Below are 23,950 nucleotides of genomic sequence, written 5' to 3' on the forward strand. Positions count from 1 at the left end.
CCGCATCATCTGCGTCCGTTTTTCATTGGAGCGGAGAGACGACGAATGTCAGGCGGACAGCCGCGTCTCGCCCTCCTTTTCTGCGTCGCCCTGGCCGCCCTTCTCGGCCTTGCCATGCTCATTCGCCTGCACAGGCGAATGAGCCAGTGCGCCGGACGCTTGCCCGGTGTATTCGGCCACGACCTGCTTGAAGAGCTGACGCGCCCACACCAGCATTGGATGCGTGTTGCGGCTGCGGTGCCACAGCATGTTCAGGCCCAGCACGGTTTCCAGTTCCGTCGGCAGGGGGAATGCGTTGAGGTCATACATCTTGCAGACCATATCCTTCATCAGCGAATTGACCGTGAAGATCATGTCGGTCTGGGCCGCCACTTCACCCTGGGTGCGCCAGCTATGCACCGTCATGGTCGAACTGCGCTTGAGGCCGCGCTGCTGCAAGGCGTAGTCCAGCGGGATCAGCGACGGCGCGACACGGCTGCCGGGGCTACCCTGCGCGATGAAGATATGCTCGCACTCGAGGTATTGCTCGAGTGTGCACCGGTCACCAAGGATCGGGTGGTCCTTGCGCGCGCAGACCCACAGGTTGAAGGAGGTCACGACCTCTTCCATGATCTCGGGGTGGCGCGTGGGGAACGGCGAGAACGCCAGATCCAGCTCATTGGCACGCATGGCGGCCACATCGGCTTCCCACGAAGACGACTCCGTCAGGCGCACCTGCAATGCCGGCGCCAGACGCTTGATGCGCAGCAGGAAGCGATCGAACAGCGCATCGCCCAGCGTGCCGGCAAAGCTCACGTTGAACGTGCCGGTGGCTTCGGCCGGGTCAAACGTGGCGATATCGCCTTCGTTGATGGCGGCCCACAGGTCGAGCATCTCGCGCACCTTCGGGCCCAGCTCAAGCGCCTTGGGCGTAGGCGTCAGGCCGTGCGGAACACGGATGAAGAGGGGATCGTCGAAGATTTCGCGCAGACGGTCCAGCGAATGCGAGACAGCCGGTGCGGTCATGTGCATCTTTTCAGCCACGTAGGTGGCGTTGCGCTTGCTCAGCAGCTCAACAAAAATCACCAGCAGCTTGGTATCGACGTTGACCATGGGACGCCTTGGCTCGAACACGTTGGAGACTGGAAAGGCAACCATTGCCGAGGCAATGGGCCGGACACGACGTAAAAGCCCGCCACATCACAATGTAGTATTTGTTCAGTGTACGGACTGCAACCCGATTTTCAAAGCGAATTCCTGTAGCCCGAATTCGAAATTTGCCAATTCGCAAACGTTTTCGTTCCAGTCCATAACAAACATCGATTTGTACCCAAGCGACAACGTTTTGGGGAGACACCTCACCCGGACCGCAGGCCTATGAAAAAACGCGCCCGAAGGCGCGTTCTCTTTCGACTGCTAAGTGGGTTGGATTACTTGCCCACCACACGTGCCATTTCCAGGCACTTGTTCGAATAGCCCCACTCGTTGTCGTACCAGCTCACGACCTTGATGAAGGTGCCATCCAGTGCGATGCCGGCTTCGGCGTCGAAGATGGAGGTGCGTGCATCGCCGCGGAAATCCGTAGCGACGACCTTGTCTTCGGTGTAGCCGAGCACGCCCTTCAGCGGGCCTTCGCTCTGTGCCTTCATTTCGGCGCAGATTTCAGCGTACGTGGCGGCGCTTTCCAGCTCGACGGTCAGGTCGACGACCGACACATCCGAGGTCGGCACGCGGAACGACATGCCGGTCAGCTTCTTGTTCAGCTGCGGAATCACCACGCCCACGGCCTTGGCGGCGCCAGTGGACGACGGGATGATGTTTTCCAGGATGCCGCGGCCGCCGCGCCAGTCCTTGTTGGACGGGCCGTCAACGGTCTTCTGCGTGGCAGTGGCAGCGTGCACGGTCGTCATCAGGCCGCGCTTGATGCCCCACTTGTCGTTCAGCACCTTGGCAACCGGTGCCAGGCAGTTGGTCGTGCACGAAGCGTTGGAGATGATCGCCTCGCCCTTGTACGTTTCGTGGTTCACGCCATACACGAACATCGGGGTGTCGTCCTTCGACGGGGCCGACATGATCACCTTCTTGGCGCCCGCGTCGATGTGCTTCTGCGCGCCTTCCTTGGTCAGGAAGATGCCGGTCGATTCGATCACCACGTCGGCGCCGACTTCGCCCCACTTCAGCTCGGACGGGTCCTTCACGGCGGTCAGGCGGATCTTCTTGCCGTTGACGACGAGCGTGTTGCCGTCGACCGACACTTCACCGTCGAAGCGGCCGTGCACCGAGTCGTACTTCAGCATGTACGCCAGGTAGTCGGGCTCGAGCAGGTCGTTGATGGCAACAACTTCGATGTCCTTGAAGTTGGCGGCGGCGGCGCGGAACACCATGCGTCCGATGCGGCCGAAGCCGTTGATGCCGATCTTGATGGTCATGGTCAGTCTCCTGATAGCAGAAAAGAAATCGACGATGCGATAAAAACCTGCGCGGCACCTCGTAGGTGCCGCGTGCGCAAATTCAGTTAAGCAATGACGCTCTTGGCGGTGTTCACCACGTTCTCGACGGTGAAGCCGAAGTGCTTGAACAGCACACCTGCCGGGGCGGATTCACCGAACGTGTCGATACCGACCACGGCTTGTACCTGGTACTTCCACCAGAAATCGGTCACGCCCGCTTCCACGGCAATGCGCGGCACGCCGGCCGGCAGCACGCTCGCCTTGTAGGCCGAATCCTGTTTATCGAACACGGTGGTGGCGGGCACGGAAACCACGCGCGCGTGGATTCCCTCGGCGGCGAGCTGGTCTGCTGCACCGACCGCCAGGCCAACTTCCGAGCCGGTGGCGATGATGACCACGTCCGGCTTGCCGTTGGCCGCATCGCGCAGCACATAGCCGCCGCGCGCGATGGCTTCGCGCGTGGCCGGGTTGCGCGCCTGGAACGGCAGGTTCTGGCGGCTGAAGATCAGGCAGCTCGGGCCGTTCTGGCGCTCGATGGCAGCGGCCCAGGCAACGGCGGTTTCGGTCGTGTCGGCGGTGCGCCAGACATCCATGTTCGGGATCAGGCGCAGGCTGGCAACGTGCTCGATGGACTGGTGCGTCGGGCCGTCTTCGCCCAGGCCGATGGAATCGTGCGTGAAGACGAAGATCGAGCGGATCTTCATCAGCGCGGCCATGCGCAGCGCGTTGCGGCTGTAGTCGGAGAACGTCAGGAACGTGCCGCCGTACGGAATGTAGCCGCCGTGCAGCGCGATGCCGTTCATGATGGCGCTCATGCCGAACTCACGCACGCCGTAGTTGATGTGGTTGCCCCAGGCATCCACGCGCACGGCCTTGCTGCCGCTCCAGTTGGTCAGGTTCGAACCGGTCAGATCGGCCGAGCCGCCCAGCAGCTCGCCCAGGACCGGGGCGTAGGCTTCAAGCGTGTTCTGGCTGGCCTTGCGGGTGGCGATGGTCTCAGCCTTGAGTTCGCATTTCTCGATGAACTCGTCGACGGCCTTTTCGAAGCTGGCGGGCAGTTCGCCGCGCATGCGGCGCTCGAATTGTTCGGCTTCGGCGGGGTAGCGGTCGGAATATGCATCGAACAGCGCGTTCCAGGCCTTTTCCAGCGCCTGGCCCTGTCCTTTGGCATCCCAGGCGTCGTACACGGCTTGCGGGACTTCGAACGGGGCGTGCGGCCAAGCCAGCGCTTCGCGCGCAGCGGCGATTTCAACGCCGCCCAGCGGGGCGCCATGCACGTCGTGGCCGCCTTCCTTGTTGGGCGCACCCTTGCCGATGAGCGTGCGGCAGCAGATCAGGGTCGGCTTGTCGGACTTCTTGGCCTCGGCAATGGCGGCGTCCACGGCGTCAACGTTGTGGCCGTCCACGGCGCGGATCACGTTCCAGCCGTAGGCTTCGAAGCGCTTCGGGGTGTCGTCGTTGAACCAGTGGACGACGTCGCCGTCGATCGAGATGCCGTTGTCGTCCCACAGCGCGATCAGCTTGTTCAGCTTGAGCGTGCCGGCCAGCGAGCAGGCTTCGTGGCTGATGCCTTCCATCAGGCAGCCGTCGCCCAGGAAGACATAGGTGTGATGGTTGACGATGTCAAAGCCTGGGCGATTGAATTCCTGACCCAGCAGACGTTCAGCCAGGGCCATGCCGACGGCGTTGGTGATGCCTTGGCCGAGCGGGCCGGTGGTGGTTTCCACGCCCGGGGTGATGCCGTATTCCGGGTGGCCGGCGGTCTTGCTGTGCAGCTGGCGGAAATTCTTCAGTTCCGACATCGGCAGGTCGTAGCCGGTGAGGTGCAGCAGCGCGTAGATCAGCATCGAGCCGTGGCCGTTGGACAGCACGAAACGGTCACGATCAGGCCAGCGCGGGTTCAGCGGGTTGTGGCGCAGGTGGCGGCTCCACAGTGCCACGGCGATATCCGCCATGCCCATCGGCGCGCCGGGGTGGCCCGAATTGGCCTGCTGGACGGCGTCCATGGCGAGCACGCGAATGGCGTTGGCCATCAACTGGGTAGGCTGGGTGGTGTTCGAGTGGAGGGCGGGGGCGGTCATGCGAACCTGCGGCAGGAGATAGGCGGGAAAACCGCGATTTTACCAGACGGGGATGACCCGGCTGGGGTGATCGCGGTCAGTAAAACGTGCTACGACGTCCCCTCCCCCGCCCGGCTTACCACTCCGCGACAGAACCGTCGGCGTGACGCCACACCGGGTTGCGCCAGTCGGGGGCTTCCTTGCTGCGTTCGATGACCAGCGCCTCGTCGATGTCCACGCCCAGGCCGGGCAGGCGCGGCGGGCGGATATAGCCGCCTTCCAGCGCGAAATCGGCCTTGTTTCGCACGTAATCGAGCAGTTCGGCGCCCTTGTTGTAGTGGATGCCCATGCTCTGCTCCTGCAACGTGGCGTTCCAGCTGACGAAATCCACGTGCAGGCAGGCGGCCAGCGCGATGGGGCCGAGCGGGCAATGCGGTGCCAGCGCCACATCGTAGGCCTCGGCCATTGCGGCGATCTTCACGCATTCAGTAATGCCGCCGGCGTGAGACAGGTCCGGCTGCAGGATCGACACCCCGCCCGCTTCCAGCACGCGCTTGAAGTCGAAGCGCGAGAACATGCGCTCGCCGGCAGCGATAGGCAGATGGGTGTGGGCGGCCAGGCGGGCATAGGTTTCGGCCTGTTCGGCCAGCACGGGCTCTTCAATAAAGAGCGGGCGATACGGCTCAAGCTCCTTGATGAGCACCTTGGCCATCGGCGCAGAAACGCGGCCGTGAAAATCGAGCCCGAATTCGATGGTGTTGCCGAAAGCCGAGCGAATCTCTGCCACCTTCGCCACCGCGGCATCCACGGCGCGGGAGGTGTCGATGATGCCCATCTCTTCGCAGCCGTTGAGCTTGAAGTGGTCGAAGCCGCCGGCCTGCAGCGCCTTCATGCCGGCAATCACGTCGGCCGGCCGATCGCCGCCCACCCAGCTGTAGGTGCGCATCTTGTCGCGCACGAGGCCGCCGAGCAGTTCGTACACCGGTACGCCCAGCACCTTGCCCTTGATGTCCCACAGCGCCTGGTCGATGCCGGCAATGGCACTCATCAGGATCGGGCCGCCGCGGTAGAAACCCGCGCGGTACATGGTCTGCCAGAGGTCGTTGATGCGGCTCGGGTCCTGGCCGATGAGGTAGTCGGACAGCTCGTGCACCGCCGCTTCCACTGTGCGCGCACGGCCTTCGATGACGGGTTCGCCCCAGCCGGTGACGCCCTCGTCGGTCTCGACTTTCAGGAACATCCAGCGCGGCGGCAGGCGGTACGTGGTCAGGCGGGTGATTTTCATGGATCGAATCGATGGTGCGTTCAAGTGCGGTCGGATTGGGCGCTGCGGTAGGCGGTGACGAAGGCGCGCGCGCGTTCGGCGGTGCGCTCGACGGGCTGGCCCGGGCGATACAGGTCGCTGCCGAGGCCTGCGCCGATGCAGCCGGCGGCAAGGTAATCGGCGAGGTTCTCCGGCGTGATGCCACCGACGGCAAACACCGGCACCTCGGCGGGCAGCACGGCCTTGAGCGCGCGCACGTAGCCCGGGCCGAGCGCGCCGGCCGGGAAGATCTTCAGCGCCTGCGCGCCCGCGTCGAGCGCGGCAAAAGCCTCGGTGGCGGTCATGCAGCCGATGCAGGTGACGAGCCCGGCCTGTGCGGCGGCGCGAATCACAGGCGCATGCGTGTTGGGCGTGACGACCAGCTTGCCGCCCGCCGCGACCATCAGGTCAACGTCTTCGGGGCGCAGCACGGTGCCTGCGCCGATCAATGCGCGTTCACCGAAGGCGCGCGCGGCAAGTTGCACGCTCTGCGCCCAGTCGGGCGAGTTCAGCGGAATTTCGATGGCATCGAAGCCAGCATCGACGAGCGCCTGCGTGTGCGCGAGCACCTCGTCGGGCCGGATGCCGCGCAGGATGGCGATCAGCGGAAGGTGGGTTGTCCAGGTCATTCGTGATAAAGCTGCGAGCGCCCGCCATCGATGAGGATGTCGGTCGCGTTGATGAAACGCGCCTCGTCGGAAGCGAGGAACAGCGCGGTGTAGGCCACCTCTTCGGGCTCGCCGATGCGCTTGCACGGCAGCAGCTCGGCCTGGCGGCGGCGTTCGGCTTCGGGGTCAGGCGCGGCGGCAAAGCCAGCCTCGGCAATCGGCGTGAGGATCAGGCCCGGCGAGATCGAATTCACACGGATACCACGCGCCGCATATTCGATGCCCAGCGCCCGCGTGAGCCCGATCAGTCCATGCTTGGCCACGGGGTACGGAAACGCGCCCGGAATGATCTTGTGCCCATGCACCGAGGCAATGTTGACGATGCTGCCCGCCCCGCGCGCCAGCATGTGCGGCAGCACGGCACGCGCGCAGTGCCACGCGCCTTCCAGATCGACGGACAGGCAGCGCGCCCAGTCGTCCTCGCTCAACTTGAGCGGATCGGAAAATACGTTGATGCCGGCGTTGTTGACCAGCACGTCGATCCCGCCAAAGCGCTCGACACCGGCAGCGACCATCGCGTCGATCTGCGCGCGATCGCGTACGTCGGCTTGCACGAGGAGGATGTTCTCGTCGTTGCCAACGCTGCTGCCAATTTCGGCGGCAAAGGCTTCGGCGCGCGCGTCACGCACCAGCGCGTTGACGATCACGCGCGCGCCATGCTGCGCGAACAGCTTGGCAATCGCACCTCCAATGCCCTGCGTGGCGCCCGTTACCAAGGCGACCTTGCCAGCAAGACGCGGCGGAAAAGACATCGGAGAAGCAGTCATGCGTTGGGTTGATTCACGGTGAATTGATAGCTGCGCTGCAGGCTCTGCCCGGTGCCGAGAATGGTCAGGCCGTGGTCTTGCGGCAGGCCAGGCAGATTGTGCGCATTGATCGCGTGGTCAACCGGCTCGAAGCAGAAGAAGTCGTACGCAACCGGCGTGTACAACACATAGCACGACGTATCGGCGGTGATGCCCACAGACACGCGGCGGCTGGGCCAGACGATCTCGGCGCGGCCATCCCAGCCTTCAAAGCTGTGATTGATGGCGGCGCTGGCGTCCAGCTTCCGCAGCTTGCGAAAGTCTGCATCTGCCGATGGCGCATTCAGGACCGTCGGCAGATTGTCCGGCGCGGATTGCCACATGGCCGTGGCTCCCGCGCGCAACTGGACATCGGGCGTGCGGGGGAAAAACGGATGCACGCCCAGCCCGAATGGCAGCGGTGAGCCCTCGTTGCGTACCGTCAGCGCGATATTCAGCGTGTTACCTGCCAGCACGTAGCGCTGCAACGCGAGATAGCGGAACGGGCGGCCGTGATCGACCATCGCAGCGAGTTCAACCGACGTGGCTGTCTGCGAGACTGGGTGCCAAGGCATCAGCCAGCCGTGACCATGCAGCGGATACGGCTCGTCGCCACGCGTGCGCGGCACTTCGATGGTCCGCCCCCGGAACGGGAACCGCCCGCCGCCGATGCGGTTGGACCACGGCACCAGCGGATAACAGGCCAGGGTTCTCGTATCGCGCAGCGCGGCGTCTGCCTCGCCCGGACGGAAGATGGGCATCACGTCGTCATCGCGCAACAGATCGAATCGCAGCAACCCGCCGCCCGCCTCGGGCAACACCTCGGCGCACAGCACGCCGTTTTCAAGCCGTAACGTAGGCATGGCCGAACCGGCCCTCCGGCAATCCGCGTACGTTGGGCACGGCAAGCTGCAAGGTCGCGCCTGCATTCACGTCTTCTGCGAGGCGATGCAGAGGCAAACCATCGCGCGCCGTCGTCAGATACAGCGTGTCGAGCGCCTCGCCGCCAAATGCCGAGCACGTGGGCTGCGATGCCGGCACGGACATGCGCGTCAGCACGCGCCCATCGGGTGCGTACCGCGTCAGTCGGTTGCCGCCCCACTCTGCGTTCCACAGGCAGCCGTCTGCGTCGACAGTCGAGCCATCGGGTGAGCCTTTGTGGGCGCCATCGGCATCCTGGTCGCGCAGATCGGCGAAGACGCGAATATTGGCGACTTGGCCGGTCTGCCCGTCGTAATCGCACGCGTGGATGCGCCGGCTCCTCGTATCGCACCAATACAGGGTCGCGCCGTCGGGGCTGAAGGCGATGCTGTTGGCAATGGCGATGTGCGGCAGCGCAAGGCGTTGCAGCGTGCCCACGGGCGTGAAGCGATAGAAGCTGCCGGTCGGTTCCGGGCCGCCTTCGTGCATGGTGCCGAAGACGTAGTTTCCGGAGCGGTCGGCACGGCCGTCATTGACGCGCGTGGTCGGGTTGTCGGGCTCGACGTCGGCCAGCAGCGTGAGCGCGCCGGTACGCGTGTCGAAGCGGGCGATGTTTTTGGCAAGGCCCAGGATCAGCACGCCGGGCTCGTCCGTCAGCACGAAAGAACCCACGCGTTGCGGCAGCGGCCATTGGCGCTCCTGCCCCGTCGCCGGATCGTGCTGCCACAGCAGCGATTCCTGGATGTCGGTCCACCAGAGCACGCGCAGGGCGTCGTCCCAGACAATGCCTTCGCCCAACGTACAGCGCAGATCGGACAGCGTGGTTGCGGTTGTCATCTGCACCGCCTCACTCGCGGCCGCCGCGGTTCTTCAACTGGTCGACCAGCACCGCAGCCAGCAGAATCGCGCCGCGCACGAGGTACTGATAGAACGCGTCGATGTTCAGCAGGTTCATCGCGTTCTGCACGGTGCCCATGATCAGTACGCCGACCAGCACCCCGCTGATGGTCGCGCGGCCGCCCAGCAGCGACACGCCGCCCAGCACGCAGGCCGAGATCACGTTCAGCTCAAAGCCTTGCGCCGCATTCGGCTGGCCGCTGGTGATGCGCGCCGCCAGAATCACGCCGGCCAGCGCGGCAATCACGCCCTGGATCAGGAAGATGACGATGCGCGTCATGTTGACGTTCACGCCGGCCAGCCGCGCCGCCTCCGGGTTGCCGCCGATCGCCAGCGTATTGCGGCCGTAGATTGTCTTGTTGAGCAGGACACCAAACACCACAAAGCACAGCGCCGCCACCCACACTGGCGTCGGCACACCAAAAAAGATGGTGTTGCCGAGGTCGAAGAAATCCATGTCGGACACGCCCACCGCTTGCCCATGTGAAGCGATGAAGGCGAGGCCGCGCACGATTTCCATCGTGGCCAGCGTGGTGATCAGCGCGTTGATCTTCAGCTTGGCAATCACGAAACCGTTGACGCCGCCGATGATCGCGCCCGCCACGAGGCTCCCGCCGATGCCGAGTGCGATGCTGCCGGTGGCGTTGATGATCATGGCGCACAGCACGCCGGCAAACGCCACCGTCGAGCCGATCGACAAATCGAAATCACGCGACGCCAGACAGAACATCATCGTGCAGGCGACCATGCCGATCTGCGAGACCGACAGCGCAAGGCCGACCATGTTCTGCCACGAGAAGAAATACTCGACCGAGAACGACAGCGCGGCAAAGAGGATGGCGAAGATCAGCGGCAGGCTGAAATCGTCCAGCAGGCGAAGCAGGCGCGTCTTGTTCATGGCAGAGCGTGCCGATGCGGCGAGCGCATCGGAATGTTGCAGGGGTTGAGACTGGGACATCTTGGACTCCGGGGTTCTCATGCCGCCAGCGGCGGCAAAGGTGCGGACGGCAGCGGCGCAGATTCAGGCCGCAGCGCAAGCTTGAGCACGGCTTGCTCGTTCGCCTGTTCGCGCGGCAATTCGCCGGCGATGCGGCCTTCGCTCATCACGAGCACGCGATCGGCCACACCCAGAATTTCCGGCAGCTCGCTGGAAATCATCAGCACGGCCACGCCGCGTTCGGCCAGCTCGTACAGCACCTGGTAAATCTCGTTCTTGGCGCCAACGTCGATGCCGCGCGTCGGCTCGTCGATGATGAGCACGCGCATGTCGTCTTCCGCCAGCCAGCGGGCCAGGATCGCCTTCTGCTGGTTGCCGCCCGACAGCAGGCGGATCGGCTGCTCGCGGTTGGGTGTCTTGATGCGCAGGCGCGTGATGTAGTGGTCGGCCGTCTTCGCTTCCTGCTTGTCGTTGACGAACAGGCCGAAGCGACGCTGGTTGCGCCGGCAACTGATGTTGATGTTTTCCGACACCGAGCGGCAGCCGATGATGCCTTCTTCCTTGCGGTCTTCCGGGCACAGCACGATGCCTTGGCGGATGGCGTCGGCCACGTCGCGGATGCGGATTGGCGCGCCGTCGAGCGTAAGACTGCCCGCCGTCTTGCGATCAGCGCCGTAAATCAATCGCGCGAGTTCCGAACGCCCCGCGCCCACCAGCCCGAACAGGCCGACGATCTCGCCGCGGCGTACGAACAGGCTTGCCGGTTCAGCCAGCTTCGGGCCCATCAGGCCATCCACCTGCAAGCGCACGTCGCCAAGCGGGCGCGCGCGGTAATCGAAGATGTCGTCGATCTGGCGGCCGACCATCTGCGCCACCAGCTCGTCGCGCGTGACGTTGGCCATCGACGGGAAATCCGCCACCTTGCGGCCGTCGCGGAAGATCGTGCAGCCATCGCACAGCTCGAAAATCTCATCGAGACGGTGCGAGATGTAGATCAGCGCCCGGCCCTGCGCGCGCAGGTCTTTCACAAGGCGGAACAGGATGTCGGTCTCGCGGATCGACAGCGAACTCGTCGGCTCGTCCAGCGCAATCACGCGCGCATCGCGCAGGATCGCCTTGCAGATCTCGACCATCTGTCGCTGCCCGATCGACAGGTGTTTCAGCTTGGCGCGCGGGTCCAGATCGACGCCGATGCGGCCGAGCTGCTCGCGCGTCCAGGCCATCGCCTCGCGCTGACGGATGAACCCGCCGCTGGCCGGCAGGTGGCCCAGCAGCAGGTTGTCCATCACCGTCAGCTCGGGCACCGTCTGCAGTTCCTGGTGGATGACGGCAATACCGGCATCCAGCGCCGCCCGCGTGGTCGGGAACGCCGTCGGCTTTCCCTCGACGACGATCTGCCCGCCATCGGGCTGATAGTCGCCGCCCAGAATCTTCAACAGCGTCGACTTGCCCGCGCCGTTCTCGCCCAGCAAGCCGTGCACGCGACCGCATTCGATGCCGAACGACACATCGGACAGCGCCCGCACACCCGGAAACACCTTGCTGATGCCACGAAACTCAAGAAACGCCGACATGGCAAGTCTCCTTCAACAACGTCATCCGCAAGATCACAAACCCATCTCTTGGCGGACGGCCTTTTCGTTGTCGCGCGTCATCAGGCGGCCGCTGGTCAGGATGAGCGGGTCCGGCGCCTTGTTGCTCTTGACCCACTCGTACATGTTGAGCGAGGTTTCATAGCCGTGGCGCTTCGGGCTAATCAGCACGGTGCCGAAGAAGCCGGTCTTCTCGGGCTTGGCAAACTCGTTGAGCGCAGACTGGCTGCCGCCGATACCTACCCCGATGATGTCCGCCGGCTTCACGCCGTGGCCTTCCGCTGCGCGCACGGCACCCAGCACGGCTTCGTCATTCAGGCCGAAGGCAATCCAGTGCTTGAACTTCGGGTTCTTGGTCAGGGTGATGTTGGCGGCGTTGAAGGCGGCTTCGGTATCCGTCTTGGCCTGCGGGCTGGTCAGCACGTTGGCGGCCGGGAAGCCCGCCTTGCTGAGCGCGGCGACTGCACCGTCGGTGCGCTCCTTGGCGGTCGGCAGCTGGTCGTAGGCGATGCGAATGGCGCCGACCTCCGACAGGTTCCAGCCGCGCTTCTTCATCTCCTGCGCGATGGCATCGCCCACCTGCTCGCCGATCTTCGTGGCCGAGATGCCCATGTGCGGCACGGCTTCGATGGGCTTGCCGGCGCCATCCACCAAACGGTCATCCACCGTCATCAGCTTGAGGTTGTTCTGTTTGGCCTTGGCCACGACTGCAGGTCCGAGCTTCACGTCGGGCACGCAGATCACGAAACCCTGCGCGTGCTGCGCGCCCAGGTTGTCGATGGCCGTCAGCACTTCGCCGCCGCTGGGCACGCCGATCTTTACCAGCTTGAAGCCCTTCTCCTTGGCGGCCTGGTCTGCGAACTTCCACTCATCCTGGAACCACGGCTCTTCGGGCTGCTTGACCAGGAAACCGATCTTCACGTCATCGGCTGCATGGGCAAACACTGAAAGGCCGCCGGCCATGGCGAACAGCGTGGCAGCCGCAATGGCCTTGAACGTCCCGCGTCGTTGTTGTTGCATGTTGTCTCCTTGCGATGCCGTCATTGCGGCATCTGTTCTGCGTTGGATGAAAGAGGGATGACGTGTGCGCCGGGCTCACGCCACCTTCAAGGTTTTGACCAGGCCGCGCTCGCGTGCGATGGCGATCGCGCCGCTGCCGGCCAGGTGCTCCTGCTGTTCACTGCTGGTGACGGTGACCTTGCCCGAGAAGAAATCGTCGTCCGACACCAGCACGGCCAGCGCTTCGCGCAGCAGCGGCTTGCCCGTGATGACGAACTGCGTGCCCGGGTTCATGCGGATCGCGCTGCTGTTCTTGAGCGTGAGCAGATCCGCGCCCAGCACCGCGCCCAGCAGGAAGTTGGCCCGCGCATTGCGCTCGTAGATCGTGAACTGGCCCAGCGTGCGCACCATGAAGCAGGCACGCCCCAGCCCGATGCTGCTGGCGCTGCGCGCGCCGGAGAGCAACATTTCCGGATCGACCTCGGTGGCAAAGTCCGAGTCGAGCGCGTCGGCCAGGATGGTGTTGTGCGTGATCACGTGGAGCAGCTCGCCGGCCAGCGTGGTCACACAGCCGGTGATGCGCTGGTTGGCGTCCAGATGCACGAACTTCGAGTGCGACCCGGGCAGCACGATCACCGCCGGCTCCGTGATGCCCAGGCGCGAGACCAAACCCATGGTCTCGACCTCTTCGCCGCGCATCATGTCCATCGACTCGATGTTGTGCAGGCCGAGGTTGTCCACCGGATTGCGCACGCCCGGCACAAACCAGATCGGCTGGGCGCACACCTCGGGAATGCTCGCCTGCACCATCCCGGCCGCCAGGTCGCGCAGGCCGGCCGGCGCCATCAGGTGCGGGACTTCATGCAGGCCGACGTTGGAGGTAATCATTCCGGACGCCAGCACCAAGTCGACCTGGCCCATGCCGAACCCGGCCTTCTGCAGCGCAGCGTCAATGGTGTCCTGCACGCCGCGCTGCAGCGTCGTCCGGTTGCCGGTGATGGCGGTGTCGCGCACACCAACCTGGCGCGCAGCCTGGCAAAGCGCAACGTCATCGCGCCAGACCGTGACGCGTGTGTTGGTGGTACCGGTATCGATGGTGAGGATGTTCATGCGTGGCATTGCTTGGTGTGACTTGGGACACGGCCCGGGTTAAAACCATCCATGAGCCGCAGCGGGCGGCCCCAGGTTGACTTGAGAATTGCCGCCGCTCATGAAGACGTCATCCGGAAACAGCAGCATCGCGGGGTCAAGTTGGGGGTGCGCACCACGATCATGAGCGGTTTTTTAGAACGAGTGAACGATACCCGTATAGGCACCCAGCTGGTTCTTGCCCGGCGCCGGGTTGTTGTTGGTCGCTTCTACCGAGAAGTTGGCGGTGGCGCTGTTCTGCACGGTGCCCACGCTCGCGTACAGCATCGTGCGCTTGGACAGGTTGTAGTTCGCGCCGGCCATGAACAGGTTGGCGTTGCCGCCACCGTGGTTCACGTTGACGCGGTAGGCCGCGCCGATCAGCGTCAGCGCCGGCGTGAGTTCGTAGTTGATGCCCAGCCAATAGTGGTTCGCCTTGGTCGGGGCGCCCGCTGCGGCATCCGGGGCCGACAGGTTTTCATACACGGCAAACAGCTTCGCCTTGCCGATCGTGTACGTACCGCCGACCGTCGCTTCCTTCGAGAAGTTGAAGATGTCGCTGAACTTGCCGTTGCCGTCGCGGATCACGTCGTAAATCGCGCGCACTTCCAGCGGACCGGCGGAGTAGACAGCAGACACGCCATCGCGCCGGCTGTTCGTGAAGGAGCCCGGCTGCTCGCCCAGCCCGCTCTGCAGACCGATCTGGAAGCCGCCCCAGGTCGGGCTCTGGTATTCGACGATGTTGTTGGCACCCGGCCAGTTGCGCCCGCGCACGAGCGTGGCCGAGCCGATGAACTGTTGGCCGGTCGGGTCGAGGAACCAGACGTCGTTGCTGATGAAGAGGTTCTTGCCCGCAGTCAACGTGCCCCAGGTCGGGCTGGACAGGCCGACGTACGAACGGCGGTTGAAGAGCGCATCGCCGTTGGTTTTGCCCTGGGCTGCGCCGAAGCCGGATTCAAGCCGGAACACTGCCTGCAGACCACCGCCCAGATCCTCCTTGCCCATGAATCCGAACATGCTGGTCCCCCACTGGTTGTCGGCGGCGCGCCAGAGGCTGCCGCCCGGCGAGGTCGCGGTGGGGGCGACGTTGTTCTGGTAGTCGATGCCGCTGGCGACGCGGCCGTACAGCGTGACGCTGGTTTGTGCGAGGGCGGGAGCGGTCCAGCCAGCGAGCGCAAGGCCGCACGCCAGCATCCCGCGAACAGCGGTGGTTCGATTCATGACGTCTCCTGAAATGTTTTTGTAGGCGGGGTCCGGTGCGTCGCGTGGTTTGAGATCGCTGGAGGCACGCACCAGGCATCGTCACCGTCCCCAGGCGCATTTGTAGTTGGGGCAGCCTTAACGTGGCAAACTACAAATTCTTCGTGAGACGTTAAATTTTTCTTAACGAGAACGCATGCCACGGCGCCTCCCTCCCCTTAATGCATTGCGCGTCTTTGAAGTCGCGGGCCGTCACCTGAGCTTCAGCCGGGCTGCGGATGAGCTTTGCGTGACCAACGCCGCCGTCAGCCACCAGATCAAGCAGCTCGAAGATCATCTGGGCAAGAAGCTCTTCGCACGCCGCAACAACCAGCTCACGCTCACAGACGCGGGCGACAACTACCTGCCCCGCGTGCGGGACGCGCTGCGTGCGCTCGAACAAGCCACCGACCTGTTGATGGACACCGCCGATGCGCCCCTGCGCGTGGCCGTGCCCCCAACCTTCGGCGCCAAATGGCTGGTGCCGCGGCTGTACCGCTTCTTCAACCAGCACCCGCACGTGCGCGTCGAGGTGTCGACCGCCGATGTGCAGGACCACGGCCAGTTCGATCTCTGCATTGATGACCGGCAAGTCAACGCACCCAATCTGCGCGTCGAGTGGTTCACCTCCACCGATTTCTTCCCGGTGTGCAACGCCACGCTGCAGGCCGCCATCCGCATGCCGCAAGACCTCGCCACACACACGCTGCTGCACGAGCGCGGCGGACGCCATCTCGCGCATCATCCGACATGGCGGCAATGGCTCGACGAGGTGGGCGTGCCCCAGATCGATGCCACGCGCGGGCCGGCGTTTTCCGAGGCGCTGATGGCGCTGCAGGCGGCCATTGACGGCCAGGGCGTGGCGCTCGGGCAGGGCATCCTCGTCGAATACGACATCGCCGCCGGACGCCTGATGCGCCCACTGGCGACCGAAGCCTCGCTGCGCCTGTCGTACTACCTGATCCATCCGCACCAGGCGGCCGAGCACGCAGGCTTTGCACTGTTCCGCCAGTGGCTCGTCGACGAGGTTGCACGCGGCGGCGGCCGCGCACGCAACCAGCCCCCGGCAAGCGAGGTGTTTTGATTTCTTTTTGATTGTGGCGTGGCGGGCGCTCTACACTACTCGTCCCTGGTTGCACCGCGCCGAAGAAGGAGCCCGCCATGAGCTTCCCCCGCCCCGCCAACACCCCGTGGCTGGTCCCGTACCTGACCGTGCGCGACGCCTCGGCCGCCATCGCCTTCTATCGCAACGCGTTCGGTTTTGATGTGCAGGATGAAATGCACGACCATGGCCGCCCGATCCACGTCGAGATGACCTACCAGGGCCAGCTCATGCTGATGTTTGCGCCCGAAGGCGTCTTCGGCTCCACCGCGAAAGCCCCGGCCGGCGCGGGCTTTGAATGCCCGCAGAGCTTCCACCTGTATTGCGACGACGTCGACACCGTGTATCAGAACGCGCTCGACCAGGGCGCCGCGTCCATCATGGCGCCGCACGATGCCTTCTGGGGCGAGCGCTACGCCGCCGTGCGCGATCCCGACGGCTATCGCTGGGGCCTCGCCTGCCGCCCCGCAGCGGCCTGATCGCGCCATCGCCTGATCGCCTTACCCGATTCACCACAAGGATTGCTGTAATGGGGCTTCCCCGTTTTTTCGTCGACACGCCGCTGGCCCCCAACACCACCGTCACGCTGGACGAGTCCGTCACACGCCACATCCACGTGCTGCGCCTGGCCGCTGGCGATGACATCTGCCTGTTCGATGGCTCCGGCTACGAATTTCGTGCACGGCTCGACGCCATCAACAAGCGCGACGCCACCGCCAGCCTTGTCGACGCCACGCAGCCCGACACCGAGGCGCGCTACGCCATCACGCTCGCGCAAGGCATTGCCGGCGGCGACAAGATGGATTGGCTGATCGAGAAGGCCGTCGAACTGGGCGTCAATGCCGTCGCGCCGCTGCAGACCGAACGCGGCGTGGTGCGACTCTCCGGCGAGCGTGCCGTCAAGCGCGTGCAGCACTGGCAGGCATTGGTGCAAGCGGCCTGCGAGCAGTGCGGCAGAGCCCGCGTGCCGGTGGTCGCACCCGTCGCCACGCTGCGCGAATGGCTTGCCACCGCCAAGTCCACCGACGCGCCGCGCGTGTTGCTGTCACCGCGCGGCGCGCAATCGCTCACGCAGTGGGCCGTGCAATCGCGCACGCGCATCGTAGGCAGCGGCATCGTGCTGCTGATCGGCCCCGAAGGCGGGCTTTCGCCCGACGAGGAAGCACTTGCCGAATCTGCGGGTTTCTTACCACTGACACTCGGGCGACGTATTCTGAGAACGGAATCGGCGGCGCTTGTGGCCGTCTCCGCGCTGCACGCCGTGCTCGGCGAGTTCTAGGTTCTGACGACGAAACACTGACCGTTACTGGCCGTTTGATCCCACAGGTGGGCCTTTCCCCCGTGCCCGCCATCGACCAAAGGAGCTTCATCATGGGTCTACTCGATTCGATTCTCGGCGGCGGCAATGACGCCAGCGGCGCGCAATCGTCGTTGCTGGGCAACAAGAAAGTGCTGCTCGCCATGGGCGTGCTGGCCTACCTGGCGATGAAGCACAAGTCGCAAGGCGCGGGCGATGCGGCCGCGCCGCAAGGCCAGGAAGATCAGGGCGGCGGCCTGTTCGGTTCGCTCGGTGGCCTGCTGGGTGCGGCAGGCGGTGCCGGCGCGCTGGGCGGCCTGCTCGGCGGCGCTGGCGGAGCGGGTGGCCTTGGCGGTCTGCTTGGCGGTTTGCTGGGCGGCGGCAACGCCAATGCTGATCAGGCAGCGGTGGGTGGCCTCGGGCCGCTGCAGCAGATCCTGGAGCAAGCCGGCCTGGGCGAACAGGTGAAATCGTGGATCGGCAATGGCCAGAACCTGCCGGTGTCGGGCGAGCAGATTACGCAGGCACTGAGCGGCACGGGTGCGCTGGAGGAGGTGTCGAAACTGGCCGCCCACCTGGGCATCAGCGAAGGCGACCTCGCCAACCACCTCGCTGAAGGCCTGCCCGAAGCGGTCAACCACCTCACGCCGCAGGGCGCAGTGCCGGCGGCCTGAACGTCATCGCCGCACAGAAAAAAGCCCGCAATTGCGGGCTTTTCTTTTTTTGCGCTGGCAGTCAACCCGCGCTGTAGGCCATTCGGCCTGCTTCGTGCAGCGCCTGCACCACATGCAGCGCAGCCGGAGACAGCAACCGGTCGGTGCGCGTGATGATGCCGAAATCGTCCATCTGGCACGGCATCGCTATCGGAAGAATCGCCAGCATCCGATACGACGTGTAGTACTGCGCGACGTCGGTGCCGATCACGGCCAGCATGTCGCTCTGCTCAAGGATGCGCGTCAGGAACAGCAACGCGGAGGTTTCCACCACGCTGGACGGCGCTGTCAGGCTCTCCCGCTGGAACATCAAATCGAACCGGTGGCGCAGAACGCTGCCGATGGGTGGCACCACCCAGGTGGCCGGCTGCACATCGGCCAAGGTCAGCGACGGTTCTGCCAGCAGCGGATGCCCCGGCCGCGCCACCGCAACCACCGGTTCGTCGGCCAGCGGCTCGTAGCGCAGATGCAGCTTGTCGTGCTCGGCAAACAGGCGACCGACCACCAGGTCGAGCTTGTCCTGCGCCAGTCGTTCCAACAACACGTTGCTGCTTTCGATTTCCAGCGACACCCGCAGCCCCGGATGCTCGCGCGTGATCTGCGCCACCACCGGCGGCAACAGCCGCACGCCCGGCGAGGTGATGGTGCCCACCGCCACGTGCCCGAGGTGTCCCGCCTTGAGGCCGAGCACTTCCTCCTGCGCCTGGTCCAGGCTGCCGACGACTGCGCGCGCGTGGCGGATCAGCGCGTCGCCATAGCGCGTGGGCCGCATGCCGCGCGGCATGCGCTCAAACAGTTGCACATCCAGCATGGCCTCCAGCTCGCGCAGCAGCTTGGAGGCGGCGGGCTGCGTCATGTTGAGCGCGGCGGCCGCCCGGTGGATGTTGCCCTCCTCGGCAAGGGCAATCAGCAACAGCAATTGCCGCGTCTTCAGGCGCGCACGGACATACCAGGGGCTGTTCGACATCGGGTCTTCCTCGGGATATCAAATCGGATATCGGTCGCGGCCAATATTTCATTGGAAGGATATCAGGGTGCTCCGTACACTCGGTCCGATCAAAAAACCACAACCACACCGGAGACAACGGACGTGCCGCGCGGCCCGCAAGTGCTACGTTGCTGGGCGACGCGCGCGCCTCGACAACCACGTCCGTGACACACGCACCCATGTCGGAATCGAAACCCAAGCTGCGCTCGGCCCAATGGTTCGGCACCGCCGATAAAAACGGCTTCATGTACCGAAGCTGGATGAAGAACCAGGGCATCCCCGACCACGAATTCGACGGCCGCCCGATCATCGGCATCTGCAATACCTGGTCGGAGCTGACGCCGTGCAACGCGCATTTCCGCAAGCTGGCCGAACACGTCAAGCGCGGCATTTACGAGGCGGGCGGCTTTCCGGTGGAGTTTCCGGTGTTCTCCAACGGCGAATCGAACCTGCGCCCGACCGCCATGCTCACGCGCAACCTCGCGGCCATGGATGTGGAAGAGGCGATTCGCGGCAATCCGATCGACGCGGTGGTGCTGCTCACCGGCTGCGACAAGACCACGCCTGCCCTGCTGATGGGCGCAGCCAGCTGCGACGTGCCGGCCATCGTCGTGACAGGCGGGCCAATGCTCAACGGTAAGCTCGACGGCAAGAACATCGGCTCGGGCACGGCGGTGTGGCAGTTGCACGAATCGCTCAAGGCGGGCGAGATCGACCTGCATCACTTCCTGTCGGCGGAAGCCGGGATGTCGCGCTCGGCCGGCACGTGCAACACGATGGGCACGGCCTCCACCATGGCATGCATGGCCGAGGCGCTCGGCACATCGCTGCCGCACAACGCGGCCATTCCCGCGGTGGATGCGCGGCGCTACGTGCTTGCGCATATGTCAGGTATCCGCATCGTCGAGATGGCGCTGCAGGGGCTGACGCTGTCCAAGATCCTCACGCGCGCCGCGTTCGAAAACGCCATCCGTGTCAACGCGGCCATTGGTGGCTCGACCAACGCGGTGATCCACCTCAAGGCGATTGCCGGGCGCATTGGCGTGCCGCTTGAGCTGGAAGACTGGTCGCGCATCGGCCGGGACACACCGACCATCGTCGACCTGATGCCCTCGGGACGCTTCCTGATGGAGGAGTTCTACTACGCCGGCGGCCTGCCCGCCGTGCTGCGCCGCCTCGGTGAAGCAGACTTGCTGCCGCACCCCGATGCGTTGACGGTCAACGGCAAGACGCTGTGGGAGAACGTCAAGAGCGCGCCCATCACCGACGATGAAGTCATCCGCCCGCTCACCAACCCGCTGATCGACGATGGCGGCATTCGCGTGCTGCGCGGCAACCTCGCGCCGCGCGGTGCGGTGCTCAAGCCATCGGCCGCCAGTCCGGAATTGCTGCGGCATCGCGGCCGTGCGGTCGTGTTCGAAAACCTCGAACACTACAAGGAACGCATCGTGGATGAAGCGCTGGACGTGGATGCCAGCTCCGTGCTGGTGATGAAGAACTGCGGGCCCAAGGGATATCCGGGCATGGCCGAGGTGGGCAACATGGGCCTGCCGCCCAAGCTGCTGCGCCAGGGTGTGAAGGATATGGTCCGCATTTCCGACGCACGCATGAGCGGCACGGCCTACGGAACAGTCGTGCTGCACGTCGCGCCCGAAGCGGCGGCCGGCGGCCCGCTGGCCGCGGTGCAGGACGGCGACTGGATCGAACTCGACTGCGAAGCCGGCACGCTGCACCTGGACATCGCGCCGGAAGAACTCGCGCGCAGGCTGGCGGCCTACCAGCCCCAGCGTTCGCATGCCGAGGCAGGCGGTTACCAGCGCCTGTACGTCAACCACGTGTTGCAGGCTGACGAAGGCTGCGACCTCGATTTCCTGGTCGGCTGCCGTGGCGCCGCCGTGCCGCGCCACTCGCACTGAATCAACACACGCGTAGGAGACTGGCTTTGCCGATTGATCAACCCGCCGCGCACGCACCACGCTATCACGGCATCTTCCCGGTGGTGCCCACCACCTTCACCGAAACCGGCGAACTCGATTTGCCGAGCCAGAAGCGCGCGATCGATTTCATGATCGATGCAGGCTCCGATGGCCTGTGCATCCTGGCCAATTTCTCCGAGCAATTCTCGCTGTCGGACGACGAACGCGAAGTGCTCACCCGCACCGCGCTGGAACACGTGGCAGGCCGCGTACCGGTGATCGTCACCACATCGCACTACAGCACCCAGGTCTGCGCGCAACGCAGCCGCCGTGCGCAGGACATGGGCGCCGCCATGCTGATGGTGATGCCGCCCTACCACGGCGCCACCTTCCGCGTGCCCGAAGCGCAGATCTACGAATTCTCTGCGCGCGTGTCGGATGCGGTGGGCATTCCGATCATGATTCAGGACGCGCCGGCCAGCGGCACGGTGCTCTCAGCGGCGTTCCTCGCGCGCGTGGCCCGCGAAATCGAGCAGGTCGCCTACTTCAAGATCGAAACGCCCGGTGCGGCGGCCAAGCTGCGCGAACTGATCCGCCTCGGCGGCGACGCCATCGAAGGCCCCTGGGACGGCGAAGAAGCCATCACGCTGCTGGCCGATCTCGATGCTGGCGCCACGGGCAGCATGACCGGCGGCGCGTATCCCGACGGGATCCGGCCGATCATCGAGGCGCACGCCCAAGGGCAGCACGATCTCGCCTTCGATCTGTACCAACGCTGGTTGCCGCTCATCAATCACGAGAACCGGCAGGCCGGCATCCTGGCCGCCAAGGCGTTGATGAAGGAAGGCGGCGTGATCGCCTGCGAGGCATCGCGCCATCCGTTGCCACCGATGCATCCAGATACGCGCCGCGGCCTGATCGACATTGCCCGGCGGCTTGACCCGCTGGTCTTGCGCTGGGGGCGATAGCCATGCACGGTGACCGTTCCCCCGTTGCGATCGGCATTGTCGGCGTTGGCAAGATCGCGCGCGACCAGCATCTGCCGGCGCTTGCCGCGCAGCCGGGCTTCACGCTTGCGGCCTGCGCGAGCCCGCATTCGCGCATTGACGGCCTGCCGCATTACACGACGCTCGAGGCCATGCTGGCAGACGAACGCGCATTGCAGGCGGTCTCGCTGTGCACACCGCCGCAGGTGCGGTTTGCCCAGGCCCGCGCGGCGCTCGCTGCGGGCAAGCACGTGATGCTGGAGAAGCCTCCCGGTGCCAGCGTCTCGGAAGTGGCGATCCTCGCTGAACTGGCGCGAAAGCATCGCTGCACATTGTTCGCCTCCTGGCACTCGCGCCACGCGCCTGGCGTCGAGGTTGCTCGGGAGTGGCTTGCAAGCCGCGCCATCGTCTCGGTCAACGTGCAATGGAAAGAAGATGTGCGCCGCTGGCACCCGAACCAGGCATGGATCTGGGAGCCCGGCGGCCTGGGCGTGTTCGACCCCGGCATCAACGCGCTATCGATCCTGACCCGCATCCTGCCGCATGCGTTCTTTCTGACGGCGGCCAACCTGTGGGTGCCCGCCAATCAGCAGACGCCGATTGCCGCCCACCTCGCATTCACCGATGAACGCGGCACTGCCATCGCAGCGGAATTCGACTGGCGCCATGACGCAGGCGAACTCTGGCAGATCGGTGTGACCACGAGCGACGGCACCCTGCGGCTCGCCCAGGGCGGCAAGCAATTGACCATCGACGGCGCGGAGATCGACGTCGGCCCCGAACGCGAATACCCGAGCCTGTACACCCGCTTTCTCGAACTGATCGCCAGCGGCGAAAGCGATGTGGATGTCCGCCCGCTTCAGCACGTGGCCGACGCCATGCTGCTCGGTCGGCGCCATCTGATTGATCCGTTCGTGCCGTGAAGCACGCCCGACCCACGTAGTGCCATCAGAGCCATTCCAACGAGGAGACAACCATGCAACGCAAACTTCGCCGGCTGACCCTGTCCGCCCTGGCAGCCACCTTGTGCCTGGGGCCGCTGGCCGCCAGCCTGCCCGCCCACGCCGACGAGCCGCTCAAGATCGGCTTCCTGGTCAAGATGCCGGAGCAGGCCTGGTTCATCAACGAACAGAAGGCTGCCACGGCGCTTGGCCAGAAGGACGGCTTTTCGGTGGTGAACATCGGCACGCCCGATGGCGAAAAGGTGCTGTCCGCCATCGACAACCTGGGCGCGCAAGGTGCGAAGGGCTTCGTCATCTGCGCACCGGACGTACGCTTGGGGCCGGCCATCTCCGCACGCGCCAAGCACTACAACATGAAGTTCGTCACGGTTGACGATCAGCTCGTCGACTCGTCCGGCAAGCCGCTGGCCAACGTGCCGCACCTGGGCATGTCGGCGTTCAAGATCGGCAACCAGGTCGGCCAGGCTATCTCTGACGAGATGAAGCGCCGCGGCTGGAAGCCCGAGGAAGTAGGCGCGCTGCGCATCACCAATTACGAGTTGCCCACCGCCAAGCTGCGCACCGACGGCGCCACGCAGACGCTGCTGGCCGGCGGCTTCAAGAAAGAGAACATCTTCGACGCGCCGCAAAAGACAACCGACGACGCAGGCGGCTTCAATGCGGCGTCGCCGGTGCTGGCGCAGCATGCGGGCATCAAGAAATGGGTGATCTTCGCGCTCAATGAAGAGAGCGTGCTGGGCGGCGTGCGCGCCACCGAGCAACTGCACATTCCGGCCGCCGATGTGATCGGCGTCGGCATCAACGGGGCGGGCGAGGCGTTTGCCGAGTTCCAGAAGAAGGAGCCGACAGGCTTCTTCGGCACGATTGCCGTCAGCTCGACCAACCACGGAAAGGACAGCGCGGCAAACCTTGTCGAGTGGATCAAGACGGGCAAGCAACCGCCGGCCGATACGCAAACCACCGGCAAGCTGATGGTGCGCGGCAATTGGCAGGAAGTGCGCAAGGAACTGGGCATTTGATGCAACGCG

At 65.0% G+C, this 23,950-nt stretch carries 22 protein-coding genes; 8 read left to right on the forward strand and 14 right to left on the reverse strand.

From position 1 onward, the window contains the following. Window positions 1–48 precede the first annotated feature (48 nt). From CFE42_RS05495 to CFE42_RS05555, 13 genes are all read right to left on the reverse strand, one after another. Window positions 49–1,092 carry a LysR family transcriptional regulator gene (locus CFE42_RS05495; protein ID WP_004632870.1) on the reverse strand — a complete coding sequence of 348 codons (1,044 nt, stop codon included), beginning with the start codon at window positions 1,090–1,092 and terminating at the stop codon, window positions 49–51. Window positions 1,093–1,409: 317 nt separating this feature from the next. Further along, complete coding sequence (gene gap / locus CFE42_RS05500) at window positions 1,410–2,408, reverse strand: type I glyceraldehyde-3-phosphate dehydrogenase (protein WP_004632871.1); 999 nt, start codon at window positions 2,406–2,408, stop codon at window positions 1,410–1,412. 86 nt (window positions 2,409–2,494) lie between these two features. Beyond that, a complete protein-coding gene (gene tkt, locus CFE42_RS05505) occupies window positions 2,495–4,510 on the reverse strand; it encodes a transketolase (RefSeq protein ID WP_004632874.1) in 2,016 nt (671 codons plus the stop codon). Between the two features lie 115 nt (window positions 4,511–4,625). Beyond that, entirely contained in the window at window positions 4,626–5,774 is a 1,149-nt protein-coding gene (gene dgoD, locus CFE42_RS05510; RefSeq protein ID WP_004632875.1) for a galactonate dehydratase, read from the reverse strand. A gap of 20 nt (window positions 5,775–5,794) precedes the next feature. Then, entirely contained in the window at window positions 5,795–6,421 is a 627-nt protein-coding gene (locus tag CFE42_RS05515) for a 2-dehydro-3-deoxy-6-phosphogalactonate aldolase (RefSeq protein WP_004632878.1), read from the reverse strand. After that, window positions 6,418–7,227: an SDR family oxidoreductase gene (locus CFE42_RS05520; RefSeq protein ID WP_037044537.1), complete on the reverse strand. Its 810-nt coding sequence runs from the start codon at window positions 7,225–7,227 to the stop codon at window positions 6,418–6,420. The genes CFE42_RS05515 and CFE42_RS05520 overlap by 4 nt, the downstream gene beginning before the upstream one ends. Further along, complete coding sequence (locus tag CFE42_RS05525) at window positions 7,224–8,108, reverse strand: aldose 1-epimerase (RefSeq protein ID WP_004632881.1); 885 nt, start codon at window positions 8,106–8,108, stop codon at window positions 7,224–7,226. Before CFE42_RS05525 ends, CFE42_RS05520 begins: the two co-directional genes overlap by 4 nt. Beyond that, window positions 8,089–9,003, reverse strand: a complete 915-nt coding sequence (locus tag CFE42_RS05530; protein WP_004632882.1) for an SMP-30/gluconolactonase/LRE family protein — start codon at window positions 9,001–9,003, stop codon at window positions 8,089–8,091. Before CFE42_RS05530 ends, CFE42_RS05525 begins: the two co-directional genes overlap by 20 nt. 10 nt (window positions 9,004–9,013) lie before the next feature. Next, the gene (araH, locus tag CFE42_RS05535; protein ID WP_004632885.1) at window positions 9,014–10,021 is read right to left on the reverse strand and encodes an L-arabinose ABC transporter permease AraH; all 1,008 of its coding nucleotides are present in this window, start codon (window positions 10,019–10,021) and stop codon (window positions 9,014–9,016) included. A 17-nt stretch (window positions 10,022–10,038) separates the two neighbouring features. Then, on the reverse strand, window positions 10,039–11,574 hold the full coding sequence (gene araG / locus CFE42_RS05540) for an L-arabinose ABC transporter ATP-binding protein AraG (RefSeq protein WP_004632888.1): 1,536 nt from the start codon (window positions 11,572–11,574) through the stop codon (window positions 10,039–10,041). A 33-nt stretch (window positions 11,575–11,607) separates the two neighbouring features. Continuing rightward, window positions 11,608–12,555, reverse strand: coding sequence for an arabinose ABC transporter substrate-binding protein (locus tag CFE42_RS05545; RefSeq protein WP_238563820.1), 948 nt, complete (start codon window positions 12,553–12,555; stop codon window positions 11,608–11,610). A gap of 132 nt (window positions 12,556–12,687) precedes the next feature. Beyond that, window positions 12,688–13,701, reverse strand: a complete 1,014-nt coding sequence (locus CFE42_RS05550) for a 2-dehydro-3-deoxygalactonokinase (protein WP_004632891.1) — start codon at window positions 13,699–13,701, stop codon at window positions 12,688–12,690. A gap of 174 nt (window positions 13,702–13,875) precedes the next feature. Next, on the reverse strand, window positions 13,876–14,940 hold the full coding sequence (locus CFE42_RS05555; RefSeq protein ID WP_004632893.1) for a porin: 1,065 nt from the start codon (window positions 14,938–14,940) through the stop codon (window positions 13,876–13,878). A 175-nt stretch (window positions 14,941–15,115) separates the two neighbouring features. Between CFE42_RS05555 and gcvA the strand changes: the two genes are divergently transcribed. The 4 genes from gcvA to CFE42_RS05575 all read left to right on the forward strand — a co-directional run bounded on the left by gcvA (window position 15,116) and on the right by CFE42_RS05575 (window position 18,031). Then, window positions 15,116–16,042 (forward strand): transcriptional regulator GcvA, encoded by a 927-nt coding sequence (gene gcvA, locus CFE42_RS05560; protein WP_004632895.1) that lies wholly within the window; start codon window positions 15,116–15,118, stop codon window positions 16,040–16,042. 77 nt (window positions 16,043–16,119) lie between these two features. After that, complete coding sequence (locus tag CFE42_RS05565) at window positions 16,120–16,539, forward strand: glyoxalase/bleomycin resistance/extradiol dioxygenase family protein (RefSeq protein WP_004632896.1); 420 nt, start codon at window positions 16,120–16,122, stop codon at window positions 16,537–16,539. Between the two features lie 50 nt (window positions 16,540–16,589). Further along, on the forward strand, window positions 16,590–17,339 hold the full coding sequence (locus CFE42_RS05570) for a 16S rRNA (uracil(1498)-N(3))-methyltransferase (protein ID WP_004632898.1): 750 nt from the start codon (window positions 16,590–16,592) through the stop codon (window positions 17,337–17,339). A gap of 92 nt (window positions 17,340–17,431) precedes the next feature. Then, a complete protein-coding gene (locus CFE42_RS05575) occupies window positions 17,432–18,031 on the forward strand; it encodes a YidB family protein (protein WP_004632901.1) in 600 nt (199 codons plus the stop codon). A gap of 61 nt (window positions 18,032–18,092) precedes the next feature. Here the strand turns inward: CFE42_RS05575 and CFE42_RS05580 are convergent, their stop codons facing one another. Then, the gene (locus tag CFE42_RS05580; protein ID WP_004632902.1) at window positions 18,093–19,037 is read right to left on the reverse strand and encodes a LysR family transcriptional regulator; all 945 of its coding nucleotides are present in this window, start codon (window positions 19,035–19,037) and stop codon (window positions 18,093–18,095) included. A 200-nt stretch (window positions 19,038–19,237) separates the two neighbouring features. Between CFE42_RS05580 and CFE42_RS05585 the strand changes: the two genes are divergently transcribed. The 4 genes from CFE42_RS05585 to CFE42_RS05600 are packed head-to-tail and all read left to right on the forward strand — an operon-like array spanning window position 19,238 to window position 23,941. Further along, window positions 19,238–20,974 (forward strand): IlvD/Edd family dehydratase, encoded by a 1,737-nt coding sequence (locus CFE42_RS05585; protein WP_004632904.1) that lies wholly within the window; start codon window positions 19,238–19,240, stop codon window positions 20,972–20,974. A gap of 26 nt (window positions 20,975–21,000) precedes the next feature. Further along, a complete protein-coding gene (locus CFE42_RS05590) occupies window positions 21,001–21,942 on the forward strand; it encodes a dihydrodipicolinate synthase family protein (RefSeq protein ID WP_004632906.1) in 942 nt (313 codons plus the stop codon). 2 nt (window positions 21,943–21,944) lie between these two features. Continuing rightward, a complete protein-coding gene (locus tag CFE42_RS05595; protein WP_004632907.1) occupies window positions 21,945–22,883 on the forward strand; it encodes a Gfo/Idh/MocA family oxidoreductase in 939 nt (312 codons plus the stop codon). 53 nt (window positions 22,884–22,936) lie between these two features. After that, a complete protein-coding gene (locus tag CFE42_RS05600; RefSeq protein WP_004632910.1) occupies window positions 22,937–23,941 on the forward strand; it encodes an arabinose ABC transporter substrate-binding protein in 1,005 nt (334 codons plus the stop codon). Window positions 23,942–23,950: the final 9 nt, after the last annotated feature.

Source organism: Ralstonia sp. PBBBR1, from assembly GCF_002256165.1.
In the GTDB taxonomy this organism is placed as follows: domain Bacteria; phylum Pseudomonadota; class Gammaproteobacteria; order Burkholderiales; family Burkholderiaceae; genus Ralstonia; species Ralstonia thomasii.